Source organism: Rhodanobacter thiooxydans (assembly GCF_021545845.1).
GTDB lineage: Bacteria > Pseudomonadota > Gammaproteobacteria > Xanthomonadales > Rhodanobacteraceae > Rhodanobacter.
Genome location: NZ_CP088923.1, coordinates 3,904,163 through 3,917,027, shown reverse-complemented (window position 1 = coordinate 3,917,027; position 12,865 = coordinate 3,904,163). Strand labels below are relative to the sequence as shown.

The window sequence follows — 12,865 nt, the reverse complement described above, 5'->3', positions numbered from 1 at the left end:
GGACTCTTCAAGAATGCGGAGCCGGCGCGTCAGCGCTGCTCCCACCCCTTCCCTGGCGGCCATAGCGGCGTGGTCCCACCTGATCCCATCCCGAACTCAGAAGTGAAACGCGCATGCGCCGATGGTAGTGTGGCTTGGCCATGCAAGAGTAGGTCACCGCCAGGGGCTTTATCCTGAAACACCCTCACCGGCAACGGTGGGGGTTTTTCTTTGGTGCAGTGACACCGCCGCTCGCCACCTGCAACAGCTCGCTGCCTGGGGCTTTTTCCTGGAAGGCCTCCCCCTCCGGGGTGGCCTTCGCTTTTTGGGGCGGGCGTCGTCCGCTGCGGCGAGACCTGGAAGGCCTCTCGATTCCAGTTTTCGGGTACGGGGCCAGCCGCGTCCATCAGGCTGGCAGCCGACGCCGAGCCCCAGTTCGGTCCCGGCAGCGGGAGATGCGCCGGCGGTGATACCCCAGTGCCACTCCTGTCCAGGACCATGATGCGCATCGCGCACGTCCAGTTGCTACGCTCTGTCGATGGCTCGTGTGGAAGGAATGGCGGTGGCGCAACGTTACATACTGGCGATAGATCAGGGCACCACCAGCTCGCGCGCCATCCTGTTCGACCGGGCCGGTGGCGTGGTCGGCTCGGCGCAGCGCGAATTCAGGCAGATCTTCCCGCAGCCGGGCTGGGTGGAGCACGATCCGCAGGAGATTCTCGCCAGCGTGCTGGCCACCGTGGCCGAGGTACTGGCCTCGGTACGGGCCGAGGCCAGCGAACTGGCTGGCATCGGCATTACCAACCAACGCGAGACCACGGTGGTATGGGATCGGCAGAGCGGTAGACCGGTCCACAACGCGGTCGTGTGGCAGTCGCGGCAAAGCCTGGCAATCTGCGAACGGCTGGAAGCCGATGGTCACGCGCCGCTGGTGCGCGAGAAGACCGGCTTGCTGATCGACGCCTACTTCTCCGGCAGCAAGGTCCGCTGGATCCTCGATCACGTCGATGGCGCGCGTACCCGGGCGGAGCGCGGCGACCTGCTGTTTGGCACGATCGACAGCTGGCTGATCTGGAATCTCACGGGTGGCAGGCTGCACGTCACCGATGTCAGCAACGCCGCGCGCACGCTGCTGTTCGACATCCACGCGCGCCAGTGGGACGACGAGTTGCTGCGCATGCTGGGCATCCCGCGCAGCATGTTGCCGCAGGTGCGTTCGTGCAGCGAGGTCTACGGTCACACCGCGGCGCTGCCCGGTTTGCCGGCCGGTGTGCCGATCAGCGGCGTGGCCGGCGATCAGCAGGCCGCGCTGTTCGGTCAGGCCTGCTTCGAGCCCGGCATGGCCAAGAACACCTATGGCACCGGCTGCTTCATGCTGATGCATACCGGAACCCAGGCCGTGCCCTCGCGACATGGGTTGTTGACCACGATCGCGTGGGAGCTGGATGGTGTCGTCGAATACGCGCTGGAGGGCAGCATCTTCGTCGCCGGATCGGTGGTGCAGTGGCTGCGCGATGGCCTGCACATGCTGGTGCACGCCAGCGATTCGCAGGCGTGCGCCGAAAGCGTGGAGTCGAGCGAAGGCGTGTACCTGGTGCCGGCTTTCGTCGGGCTGGGCGCGCCGTACTGGCGCAGCGACGTGCGCGGCGCGATGTTCGGGCTGTCGCGCGGCACCCGCAAGGAACACGTGGTGCGCGCCGCGCTGGAGTCGATGGCCTACCAGTCGCGCGATGTGCTGGCCGCGATGGAGGCCGATGCGGGCATCCCGCTGAGGGAGCTGCGCGCGGACGGCGGCGCCATCGCCAACGACTTCATGGCGCAGTTCCAGAGCGACATGCTCGGCGTGCCGGTGCTGCGGCCGAAGATCGCCGAGACCACCGCACTGGGCGCGGCCTACCTCGCCGGGCTGGCCGTGGGTTTCTGGGAAAGCCGTGCGCAGCTCGCGAAGCTGTGGCAGGTCGAGCGCCGCTTCCAGCCGGCGATGGCTGAGCCCGCCCGCGAGCGCCTGTACCAGGGCTGGCGCAATGCCGTCGCTGCCACCATCGGCTTTCGCGTGGGCTGAAACGAACGAGGCTCCCGGCATGGCGCGGGAGCCTCGTTTCATTGTGACCGGTGGCGACCTGGCTCAATCCAGCGCGTAGCCGAACTGGTCAAGGAACTCGGCGGCGAACTCGACATAGTCGAAGCGCTGGTTCTGCGTACCGGGATGTTCCACCTTCAGCGCGCCCATCAGCGAGGCCATGCGGCCGGCGGTCGGCCAGTCCTTGCCGTGCATGATGCCGAAGATCAGGCCGGCGCGATACGCGTCGCCGCAACCGGTGGGGTCCACGATCTGGCGTTCGCGCGCCGGCGGGATGTGATGGGTATCGCTGCCGGCGTGGATGACCGAGCCGCGCGGGCCCTGCGTCACGATATACGCCGTCACCCGCTCGGCGATTTCGGAGGTGCTCCAGCCGGTGCGCGCCTGCAGCAGCTGCGACTCGTAGTCGTTGACGATCACGTAGGTCGACTTGCCGATCATCGAGCGGAACTCGTCGCCGCTGAACAGCGGCATCGCCTGGCCCGGATCGAAGATGAACGGCACGCCGCGTGCGGCGAACTCGTTCACGTGTTGCAGCATCGCCTCGCGGCCGTCGGGGGCGACGATCGCGAAGTCGATCTGCGGGATGTCGCGCACGTGGTTTTCCTGCGCGCTGGACATCGCACCGGGGTGGAAGGCGGTGATCTGGTTGTTGTCCAGATCGGTGGTGATGAAGCACTGCGGGGTGAACTGGTCGTCAAACTCACGCACGCCGTCGAGCCGGATGCCGCATTGCTCCATGTGCTTGCGGTACGGCCCGAAGTCCTGGCCCACGGCCGCCACCGGCAGCGGGTCGCCACCGAGCAGCTTGAGGTTGTAGGCGATATTGCCGGCACAGCCGCCGAACTCACGGCGCATGCGCGGCACCAGGAACGACACATTCAGGATGTGCATCTGATCGGGCAGGATGTGGTTCTTGAACTGGTCCTGGAACACCATGATGGTGTCGTAGGCCAGCGATCCGCAGATGACGGCAGGCATGACGTGCGGGAACCCCCGGCAGCGATGTGGAAAAGAGCACGCGCGCCCAGCCTGGAGCCGGACCGGGTGGCTTCGGTCAAAGGGTTGAATGGTAGCGCCATCTGCTCGACTTGGCGACTTCGTGCGCCGGTGACCAGCTCACTTCGCGGCGCAGAAAGTGTGCTTATGATCGTGTTGTAGAAGGGTTTCTTAACGTTATTGTCCTTGCGCCTGGCAGTCGCGCTGACTAGACTGGCGAGCTTGATTTTTAGCCAGGCCGAATGCGGCGGACCCATGTTCAAGAAGTTTCGCGGAATCTTCTCCAACGACATCTCCATCGACCTCGGCACCGCCAACACACTGATTTACGTGCGTGGCCAGGGCATCGTGCTGAACGAGCCATCGGTGGTGGCGATCCGTCAGGATCGCGGCCCCGGCGGTCCGCGCACGATCGCTGCGGTCGGCAGCGACGCCAAGCGCATGCTCGGCCGCACGCCGGGCAACATCGCCACGGTGCGGCCGATGAAGGACGGCGTGATCGCCGACTTCACCATGACCGAAGCGATGCTGCAGCACTTCATCAAGCAGGTGCACAAGTCGCGCTTCCTGCGCCCGAGCCCGCGCGTGCTGGTCTGCGTGCCGTGCGGCTCGACCCAGGTCGAGCGCCGCGCCATCAAGGAATCGGCCGAAGGCGCCGGCGCCCGCGACGTGTTCCTGATCGAGGAGCCGATGGCCGCCGCGATCGGCGCCGGCATCCCGGTGCACGAGGCGCGCGGCGCAATGGTGCTGGACATCGGCGGCGGCACCTCGGAAGTGGCGGTGATCTCGCTCAATGGTATCGTCTACTCGCAGTCGGTGCGCGTGGGTGGCGACCGCTTCGACGAGGCCATCATCAACTACGTGCGCCGCAATCATGGCACCCTGATCGGCGAATCCACCGCCGAGCGGATCAAGCTGCAGATCGGCTGCGCGTTCCCGCAGGGCGAGGTCAAGGAGGTCGAGATCTCCGGCCGCAACCTGGCCGAAGGCGTGCCGCGCATGTTCACGATCAACTCCAACGAAATTCTGGAAGCGCTGCACGAGCCGCTGGCCGGCATCGTGGCGGCGGTGAAGTCGGCGCTGGAGCAGACTCCGCCGGAACTGTGCTCCGACGTCGCCGAGCGCGGCATCGTGCTGACCGGCGGCGGCGCGCTGCTGCGCGATCTGGACCGGCTGATCTCCGAAGAAACCGGTCTGCACGTGCAGGTGGCGGACGACCCGCTGACCTGCGTGGCGCGCGGCGGCGGCAAGGCGCTGGAGCTGATCGATCAGCACGGCAGCGATTTCTTCGCGCCCGAATAAGCCGAGAGCCTGCTCGTGGCCTTCGAGTGCCCCGCGTTGCCATTGAGTGGCTGTCAGGTGGCAGGGCGTGGCGCGGGCCTGCCTGGCTGGCAGGCCAAGCCGCGCGCTGCCGCATGGCGGCCACTCAATGGCAACCCGAAGGGCCGGGTCTGTTTGCCCGCATGCCGGCGTCATCACTCGGTCGTGGACGGACGTCCACTCCTTCGTTCTTCCTTGGCCTGCGCGCAAACAGCTCCCGGCGCGGGGTACTCGAAGACCATGAGCAGGCTCTAGCGATGGCGCGTGCACGTGACGAGTCCTCGCCGCTGTTCGCCGGCAACGCCGCGGGCACGCTGCGGCTGATCGTCTACCTCGCGCTGGCCGTGGTGCTGATGGTGCTCGACCACCGCAACGGCTGGCTGTGGCGCCTGCGCTACGCGGCATCGGCGGTGGTCGAGCCGGTGTACCGGCTGGCGGGGTTGCCGGCGGTCGGGATTCGTACCATGAGCGTGGCGTTCGCCGATCGCCAGCGGCTGACCGAGCAGAACCAGCGCCTGCGCGAGGACCTGCTGCTGGCCAACGCCAAGTTGAACCGGATGGCCGCCGTCGCCGAACAGAACCAGCGCCTGAAGGAACTGCTCGACACCCAGCACAGCCTGGAACTGAACGTGCAGCTGGCGCGGGTGATCGGCGTGGATCTCGGCGCCTATCGCTACCAGCTCACCCTGAACATGGGCGCCCGCGACGGAGTCAGGCCAGGCCAGCCGGTGATCGACGCGCACGGGGTGATGGGCCAGGTGAAGGAAGTGCTGCCGACCACCTCGGTGGTGATGCTGATCACCGACCCGGCCCATGCGATCCCGGTGGTGGTCGAGCGCACCGGCCTGCGCACGGTGGCCTACGGCTCGCGCGACGGTGACCAGCTCAGCCTGCCGACCATTCCACAGGCTGCCGACGTGCGCGTGGGCGACAAGTTGCTCACCTCGGGTCTCGGCGGGCGCTTTCCGCCGGGTTTTCCGGTTGGCGAGGTGCGCTCGGTGGCGCCATCGGCGACCGGCATGTTCCTGGTGGCGATGGCGAAGCCGTCGGCGGATCTCGACCGCAGCGAGGACGTGCTGCTGCTGCATGATCAGGCCGAGCCGGACGGCCCGCCGGCGCCGGTGACCCCGATGGGGCCGCCGGCCGGGCTGGCGCCGGCCGTTGCCGGCTCGACCCCCGCGCCGGCGAGCACCAGCGGAGCGCCGCGATGAACCGACAGCGCCTGAGCCTGTGGTGGTTCGTCGGCACGCTGGTGTTCGCGCTGGCGTCTATGCTGGTGCCGCTGCCCGGCGTGCTGGAGCCGTTCAAGCCGTACTGGCCAGCGCTGATCCTGCTGTACTGGTCGCTGGAATCGGAAGACCGGGTTACCCTCGGACTGGCGTTCACGGTGGGCCTGGCGGCGGACCTGCTCAACGGCGTGGTGCTGGGCGAGCAGGCGCTGCGCCTGTGCGCGCTGGCATTCATCGCGCTGCGCTTCCGCTCGCGGCTACGCTTCTTCCCGATGTGGCAGCAGGCGCTGGCGGTGCTGGCGCTGCTGCTGAACGACCGCATCCTGCTGCTGATCGTGCGCGTGCTGGCCGGCGCGTCGCTGCCGCCGGCGAGCTGGTGGATCTCGCCGTTCGTGGGCGCCGCGCTGTGGCCGTTCCTGTTCCTGCTGCTCGACGACCTGCGCGCGCGGCTACGGATCCAATGAGCCATGAACCCGTGACATGAAACCCCGGCGATCGATCAAGGATCCCCGCGGCGAGAGCCTGCTGTTCCGGCGTCGCGCGCTGGCCGGTTTCGTGCTGATCGTGTTGTGCCTGTGCCTGCTCGTCGGCCGCTTCGTGTTCCTGCAGGTGATGCGCCACGACGAGTTCGTCACCCGTTCGCAGGCCAACCGGGTCAAGCCGCGCGCGATCCCGCCGGCGCGCGGGCTGATCTACGACCGCAACGGCGTGCTGCTGGCCGACAACGTGCCCGCGTTCCGCCTCGAAGTGGTGCCCGAGCAGGTCAAGGACATGCCGGCGCTGCTGGCCCGGCTGGGCGAGGTGGTGCCGCTGGACCCGGGCGACCTGGACGCGTTCCGCAAGCAGCTGAAGCAGAGCCGGCGCTTCGAGAGCGTGCCGCTGAAGCTGCACCTGACGGAGGACGAGATCGCCCGCTTCGCGGTGAACCGCTGGCGCTTTCCCGGTGTCGACGTGGTGCCTTACCTGACCCGGCGCTATCCGCTGCGCGGGTTGTTCGCGCACGTGGTGGGCTATGTCGGGCGCATCGACGCGGACGATCTGGAACGGCTCGACCCCAAGCGCTACCAAGGCACCAGCCACGTCGGCCGCAGCGGCATCGAGCGTTCCTACGAAAACATCCTGCACGGCACGCCGGGCTACGAGCTGCTCGAGGTGAATGCCGACGGGCGCACGCAGCGCGTGCTGGAGACGCATGCGCCCACGCCGGGCAGGAATCTCTACCTGAGCCTCGACGTGCGCCTGCAGAAAGCTGCCGAAGCGGCGTTCGAGGGCCGTCCCGGCGCGGCGGTGGCGATCGATCCGCGCAATGGCCAGGTGCTGGCGATGGTCAGCGTGCCCAGCTTCGACCCCAACCTGTTCGTCAACGGTATCGGACAGGCCGACTACGCCGCGCTGACCAACGACCCCGAGAAGCCGCTGTACAACCGCGCGCTGCGCGGGGTGTATCCGCCCGGCTCCACGGTGAAGCCGCTGATCGGCCTGGCCGGGCTGGAAACCGGCATGCGCACGCCGCAGGACACCGTGGTCTCCACCGGCGTGTTCTACATTCCCGGCCAGCAGCGCGGCTATCGCGACGACCAGCGTGGCGGCGTGGGGCGGGTCGACCTGGTGGGGGCGATCGAGCAGTCGGTGAACACCTACTTCTACAAGCTCGCGCTGGACATGGGTATCGACCGGTTCAGCGGGTACATGGGCAAGTTCGGCTTCGGCCGCCCGACCGGCATCGATCTGGTCGGCGAATCCTCCGGCGTGCTGCCCTCGCGCGAATGGAAGGCGGCCAACTTCCGCCAGCCGTGGTACCCGGGCGAGACGGTGATCGCCGGCATCGGCCAGGGCTACTGGGCGGTGACGCCGCTGCAGCTGGGCCACGCGATCGCCACCTTCGCCGGCCATGGCGTGCCGTACGCGCCGCGTCTGGCGATGGCGACCCAGGGCGGCGTCAACGCAGCGCCGCAGCCGCTGGCCAATCCGCCGAGTGGGCCGTCGGTGATCCGCAAGCCGGCCGACTGGGACGTGGTGAACCAGGGCATGCAGCAGGTGATCTACGGCGCGCGGGGCACCGGTCGCCAGCTTGGCGTCGGCTTTCCCTACCTGATGGCCGGCAAGAGCGGCACCGCCGAGCGCTTCTCGCGCCGGTCCGAGGCCTACGATACGAACCGCAGCACGGAGTACCTGGCGACCCGCCATCGCGCCTGGTTCGTTGCCTACGCGCCGGCCGACAACCCGCAGATCGCGGTGGCGGCGATCCTGGAATCCGGCGCCTGGGGCGCCTCGGCGGCTGGACCGATCGTGCGTACCATCCTCGATACCTGGCTGGCGTCGCACGGTGGCGAGATCGCGGACGCGAAACGCCTGTCGGTATCGGCCGCGCCGTTGCCGCCGATAGCCCGGAACGCTCCGCCCGACGCCGGCGTGGAAGACAGCGAGCCGGTGGAGGATCTGCCGACGCCGGCCACGAGCAGCGGAGGCACGCCATGATCGAGGCGCTGTACGCGCGCACGCGCCGCTTCCTGCGCCGCAGTCTGACCCGGCCGCGGATCGACCTGCCGCTCGCGCTCGGCCTGTTGGTGCTGGGGCTGACCGGCCTGGTCACGCTGTACAGCGCGGGCGACGGCAACCTGGCGCTGGTCGGCGGCCAGGCCGGCCGCTTCGTGCTGGGCGGCGTACTGCTGCTGCTGGTGTCGCGCATTCCGCCGCCGGTGCTGCGCGGCTGGACGCCCTGGCTGTATGCCGGCAGCACCGCGCTGCTGGTGGTGGTGGCGATCCTGGGCGAAGGTCGCGGCTCGACCCGCTGGCTGGACCTGGGCTTCATGCGCTTTCAGCCGTCCGAACTGCTCAAGCTGACCATGCCGATGATGGTGGCCTGGTACCTGCACCCGCGCCAGCTGCCGCCGGGCTGGAAGGACATCGCGGTGGTCGGCTTGCTGATCGCGATCCCGGCCGGGCTGATCGTCGAGCAGCCCGACCTGGGCACCGCCGTGCTGGTAGCCGCGGCCGGCGCGTTCGCGCTGTTCCTGTCCGGCATGGCGTGGTGGCGCATCGGCCTGCTGCTCGGCGCAGTGGCCGGGATGATTCCGGTCGGCTGGCACTTCCTGCACCAATATCAGCGCGACCGCGTGCTGACCCTGCTCAATCCGGAATCCGATCCGCTCGGCAACGGCTGGCACATCATCCAGTCGCAGATCGCGGTAGGCTCCGGCGGCGTCTTCGGCAAGGGCTGGCTGCACAGTACGCAGTCGCGGCTGGATTTCCTGCCCGAGCACACCACCGACTTCATCTTCGCGGTGTTCTCCGAGGAGTTCGGCCTGGTCGGGGTGATCGCGCTGGTCGCGCTGTACGCGTTCATCATCGGCCGCTGCCTGTGGATCGCGATGGAGGCGCGCGACACCTATTCGCGCTTGCTCGCCGGCGCGATCGGCATGAGCTTCTTCGTTTACGTGTTCGTCAACGGCGGCATGGTCGCCGGCATGCTGCCGGTGGTCGGCGTGCCGCTGCCGCTGATCAGCTACGGCGGCACCTCGGCGGTGTCGCTGCTGACCGGCTTCGGCGTGCTGATGTCGATCCACGCCAACCGCAAGATGCACCTTTAGAAACGCCGACTTTCCGCCCGGCTCGCGTCTGCGTGCGTGCTAGGCTTCCGGCGACGTCGACATTCTGTGAGGCAAGCCACGACATGACAGTTGCGCCCGTGCCGTCAGCGGCCCGTTTCCTCGCCATCCTCCTCGTGCTGTGGATGGGCGCTTCGACCCCCGCCACGGCGACGACGCACCCCGGCCAGGCCGAGCTGGTGCGCGAGGTGGCGCGCGAGACCGGCAAGAGCCCGCAGGCGCTGAATGCGTTGCTCGACGGCGCGAAAAGGCAGCAGGCCATCCTCGACGCGATCAGCCGTCCGGCCGAGGCCAAGCCATGGAAGGACTACCGGCCGATCTTCCTCACCGACGAGCGCATCAATGACGGCATCGCGTTCTACCGCGCGCACCGCGCGCTGCTGGAGCAGGTCGGCAAGCAGTACGGCGTGGCGCCCGAGTACATCGTGGCGATCGTCGGCGTGGAGACCAGCTACGGCCGCAACACCGGCAAGTACAAGGTGCTCGACGCGCTGGTCACGCTGGGGCTGTACTACCCGCCGCGGGCCACGTTCTTCCGCGCGCAGCTGAAGGAACTGCTGAGCCTGCCGGACAACCACCTGGCCGGGCCGGTCGACACGCTCACCGGCTCCTACGCCGGCGCGCAGGGCTGGGGCCAGTTCATGCCCACCAGCATCCGCGACTTCGCGGTGGACGCCGACCACGATGGCCATATCGATCTGTCGAATTCGCTGCCGGATATCTTCGCCAGCGTGGCGAACTACTTCGTGCGGCACGGCTGGATCGCCGGCGGCCCGGTGGCGGCGCAGGCGCAGCCGGACGGCGCGGCGAAGCCGATCGCGGTGAAGGACGCCACGCCGCAGTGGCCGCTGGAACAGCTGGTGGCGTGGGGCTACGCGCCGCTGCAGCACCTACCGCCGGGCGAACCGGCCAGCCTGCAGACGCTGGACGGCCCGAACGGACCGGAATACTGGTTCACCTTCCAGAATTTCTACGTGATCACCCGCTACAACCGCAGCCCGCTGTATGCGCTGGCGGTGGACCAGCTGGCGCAGGCGATCGCCGCCGGCGCCGACCCGGCGGAAGTCACGCGATGAGGGCGGCGGGTGCTGCGGTGCTGCTGCTGGCGGCCCTGCTGCTGGCCGGCTGCGGTGGTCATCGGACCAGGCCCTCGCATGGCGGCAGCCGGCAGGATCGCGCCTGGGGCCAGCCGGCAGACAGCCGCGGCGGTTTTTACGACGACCTCGGCAAGCCACAGGGCAGTCGCTATCGCGACGGTGCCGACAGCGTGCCGCCGCCATTGGACGTCAGCAAACTGGTTGAGCCGGTGCCGAAGGTCGAGCCGCGTTCGCTGTACGGCAACAAGTCGCCGTACAGCGTGCTCGGGCAGACCTACCGCGTGCTGCCCAGCGCGCGCGGCTACGACGAGCGCGGCATCGCCTCGTTCTACGGCAACAAGTTCCACGGCTACAAGACCTCCAGCCTGGAGACCTACGACATGTACACGTTCAGCGCGGCCAGCACCACGCTGCCGCTACCCAGCTACGCGCGGGTCACCAACCTGGAGAACGGCAAGAGCGTGATCGTGCGGGTCAACGACCGCGGCCCGTTCCATCAGAACCGGCTGATCGACCTGTCCTACGCCGCCGCGGTGAAGATCGGCATCTGGCCCAAGGGCACCGGACTGGTCGAGGTGCGCGGGATCGATCCGTCTACTCCGGCGCAGGAACTGCCGCCGCCGGTTGCGGTCCCAGCCGGACAGCCGGACATCTATCTGCAGGTGGGTGCGTTTGCCGACGCCGACAACGCCGAAAGGCTGGCCCGGCGCCTGCGCCAGGCCAACCTGGGCGCGGTGCAGGTGAGCGATGCCACGGTCAACGGCCGTCGCGTGCGCCGCGTGCGCGTGGGGCCGCTGGTCAGCGTGGATCGCGCCGACCAGATCAGTGCCCGGATCGAGAACATGGGTCTGCCGCGGCCCCAGGTCGCAGTAGACTGAGCAGGATTTGCGCATTCTTTTTCCTTCCGCCGGCGCCGCGACGCCGACACCAGCCATCGGACCGATTTCCACGATGAATTTTCTCCGCCGCACCCTGATCCCGTTCGCCACCGTCCTGCTGGTCGGCGTTGCCGTTGCGCAGACGCCGCCGCGCCCGTCGCCGGTGCCGCGCCCGGTGGTGCCGGACGCGCCGGTGCCGCCGCCGCCGGACGTCGACGGCAAGAGCTGGGTGCTGATGGACTACGCCACCGGCCAGATCCTCGCCAGCAAGGAGCCGGACCTGCGCGTGGAGCCGGCCTCGATCACCAAGGTGATGACCGACTACGTGGTCTCCGCCGAGATCGCCAACGGCAAGATCCACATGACCGACCCGGTCACCATCAGCGAGAACGCCTGGCGCGGCGGTGGCGCCGGCACCGACGGTTCCACCAGCTTCCTCAAGCTCAACAGCCAGGTGCCGCTGAAGGATCTGCTGTACGGCATGATCATCCAGTCCGGCAACGACGCGGCGATCGCGCTGGCCGAGCACACCGCCGGCTCCGAGCCGGCGTTCGCCGGGCTGATGAACGCCTACGCCAAGCAGCTGGGCATGGTCAACTCGAACTTCCAGAACGCCTCCGGCTATCCGATCGCCAACCACTACACCACCGCGCATGACATCGCGATTCTGTCGCGCGCGCTGATCCACGACTTCCCCGAGGACTACGCGATCTCCGCGGTGAAGGAGTTCGAGTGGAACGGGATCAAGCAGCACAACCGCAACACCCTGCTGTGGCGCGACCCCAGCGTGGACGGCATCAAGACCGGGCACACCGCGGCCGCCGGCTACTGCCTGGCCGCCTCGGCCAAGCAGGGCGAGGCGCGCATGGTCGCGGTGGTGATGGGCGCCAGCAGCGAGAAGGCGCGCGCCGATTCGGCGATGGCGCTGATGAGCTACGGCTTCCGCTTCTACGAGACGCACAAGCTGTACGGCGCCGACAAGCCGCTGGCCACGCCGCGGCTGTGGAAGGGTGCGGCCAACCAGCTGCCACTGGGCGTGGCCGAGGACGTGCTGGTCACCGTCAAGCGCGGCCAGTACGACCAGCTCAAGGCGACCATGGACATCCCCGCCACGCTGATCGCGCCGTTCACCAAGGGCCAGCAGATCGGCACGCTGCGCATCACCCTGGACGGCCAGCCGGTGCAGAGCGTGCCGCTGATCGCGTTGCAGGATGCGCCGCAGGGCGGCTTCTTCTCGCGCCTGTGGGACAGCATCCTGCTGTGGTTCCACAGCGACAAGAAGGCCGATGCCCCGGCACCGGCCAAGGGCGCGGACGCGAAGTGATGCAGCCGATCGACTTCAGCAAGGCGAAGCAGGAAGGCAAGGGCTTCCAGTTTCCCGGCGAGTTCGAGATCACCGCGGTCGGCAACGCCAGCGCGAACCTGCCGGCGCACGTGCCGCAACTGCTGGAGCGCGCCGGCCTGCACGTGCTGCACGAAACCGTGCGGCACCGGCACTCCGGCGCCGGCAACTTCGTCTCGGTCACGGTCAGCTTCCGCTGCGACACCCGCGAGCAGTACGAGGCCGCGCACCACGCGCTGCGCGCCGACCCGGATATCCGGTATACGTTGTGAGAGCCGGGATTTAGGATTCGGGATTCGCAAAAGCCGCCCCCCGACCCCATGACGGAAGCGA

General features: G+C 68.4%; 11 protein-coding genes and 1 rRNA gene. 11 read left to right on the top strand and 1 reads right to left on the bottom strand.

Translation table 11 applies throughout. From position 1 onward, the window contains the following. Positions 1-51 precede the first annotated feature (51 nt). Positions 52-165, top strand: a 5S ribosomal RNA gene (rrf, locus tag LRK53_RS17830). 376 nt (positions 166-541) lie between these two features. Continuing rightward, complete coding sequence (gene glpK, locus LRK53_RS17825) at positions 542-2,041, top strand: glycerol kinase GlpK (protein ID WP_027493862.1); 1,500 nt, start codon at positions 542-544, stop codon at positions 2,039-2,041. 63 nt (positions 2,042-2,104) lie between these two features. Here glpK and LRK53_RS17820 read toward each other — a convergent pair whose 3' ends face one another. After that, entirely contained in the window at positions 2,105-3,040 is a 936-nt protein-coding gene (locus tag LRK53_RS17820) for a carbohydrate kinase family protein (RefSeq protein WP_027493861.1), read from the bottom strand. Between the two features lie 273 nt (positions 3,041-3,313). Here LRK53_RS17820 and LRK53_RS17815 point away from each other — a divergent pair, with 273 nt between their 5' ends. The 9 genes from LRK53_RS17815 (at position 3,314) to LRK53_RS17775 (ending at position 12,804) form a co-directional block, all read left to right on the top strand. After that, positions 3,314-4,360 (top strand): rod shape-determining protein, encoded by a 1,047-nt coding sequence (locus LRK53_RS17815; protein ID WP_027493860.1) that lies wholly within the window; start codon positions 3,314-3,316, stop codon positions 4,358-4,360. A 275-nt stretch (positions 4,361-4,635) separates the two neighbouring features. Beyond that, complete coding sequence (mreC, locus tag LRK53_RS17810) at positions 4,636-5,589, top strand: rod shape-determining protein MreC (RefSeq protein ID WP_027493859.1); 954 nt, start codon at positions 4,636-4,638, stop codon at positions 5,587-5,589. After that, positions 5,586-6,071, top strand: coding sequence for a rod shape-determining protein MreD (gene mreD, locus LRK53_RS17805; protein WP_027493858.1), 486 nt, complete (start codon positions 5,586-5,588; stop codon positions 6,069-6,071). The genes mreC and mreD overlap by 4 nt, the downstream gene beginning before the upstream one ends. Positions 6,072-6,087: 16 nt before the next feature. Further along, entirely contained in the window at positions 6,088-8,085 is a 1,998-nt protein-coding gene (mrdA, locus tag LRK53_RS17800) for a penicillin-binding protein 2 (RefSeq protein ID WP_027493857.1), read from the top strand. After that, positions 8,082-9,197, top strand: a complete 1,116-nt coding sequence (gene rodA, locus LRK53_RS17795; protein ID WP_027493856.1) for a rod shape-determining protein RodA — start codon at positions 8,082-8,084, stop codon at positions 9,195-9,197. Before mrdA ends, rodA begins: the two co-directional genes overlap by 4 nt. 83 nt (positions 9,198-9,280) lie before the next feature. Next, complete coding sequence (gene mltB / locus LRK53_RS17790) at positions 9,281-10,291, top strand: lytic murein transglycosylase B (RefSeq protein ID WP_027493855.1); 1,011 nt, start codon at positions 9,281-9,283, stop codon at positions 10,289-10,291. Continuing rightward, entirely contained in the window at positions 10,288-11,190 is a 903-nt protein-coding gene (locus LRK53_RS17785; protein ID WP_027493854.1) for a septal ring lytic transglycosylase RlpA family protein, read from the top strand. Before mltB ends, LRK53_RS17785 begins: the two co-directional genes overlap by 4 nt. A gap of 73 nt (positions 11,191-11,263) precedes the next feature. Next, positions 11,264-12,514 carry a D-alanyl-D-alanine carboxypeptidase family protein gene (locus LRK53_RS17780; protein WP_027493853.1) on the top strand — a complete coding sequence of 417 codons (1,251 nt, stop codon included), beginning with the start codon at positions 11,264-11,266 and terminating at the stop codon, positions 12,512-12,514. Then, positions 12,514-12,804: a DUF493 family protein gene (locus LRK53_RS17775; RefSeq protein WP_027493852.1), complete on the top strand. Its 291-nt coding sequence runs from the start codon at positions 12,514-12,516 to the stop codon at positions 12,802-12,804. The genes LRK53_RS17780 and LRK53_RS17775 overlap by 1 nt, the downstream gene beginning before the upstream one ends. Positions 12,805-12,865: the final 61 nt, after the last annotated feature.